The 232-nt window shown below is 69.8% G+C and carries 1 protein-coding gene; it reads right to left on the bottom strand.

The features are described from left to right. The coding region (locus tag ACQG3P_RS24600; protein WP_426806510.1) for an HD domain-containing protein at positions 1-232 on the bottom strand (232 nt) is incomplete at both ends.

Here is a 232-nt window from a genome sequence, read left to right as displayed (position 1 = left end):
CGCCAGCCGTGTTTCGTCCACTTCACGTGCGATGCGGCGGTAGGTCTCCGGCTCCAGGTGCCGGAACGCCCGATCTTCCAGTTCCCACTTCAGCTGCCAGAGGCCCAGCCGGTTGGCCAGCGGTGCATGGATGTCGCGGGTCAGCTGGGCCAGCGCGCGGCGCTCTTCCTCGGGCTGCCTGTCGGCAGCGCGCATCCGCGCCAGCTGCCTGGCCAGCAGGATCGGCACCACA

It is taken from the genome of Stenotrophomonas sp. SrG (assembly GCF_050031795.1).
In the GTDB taxonomy this organism is placed as follows: domain Bacteria; phylum Pseudomonadota; class Gammaproteobacteria; order Xanthomonadales; family Xanthomonadaceae; genus Stenotrophomonas; species Stenotrophomonas rhizophila_A.
The sequence above is the reverse complement of the archived record's forward strand: the minus strand, read 5'-3'. Positions and strand labels throughout refer to the sequence as shown.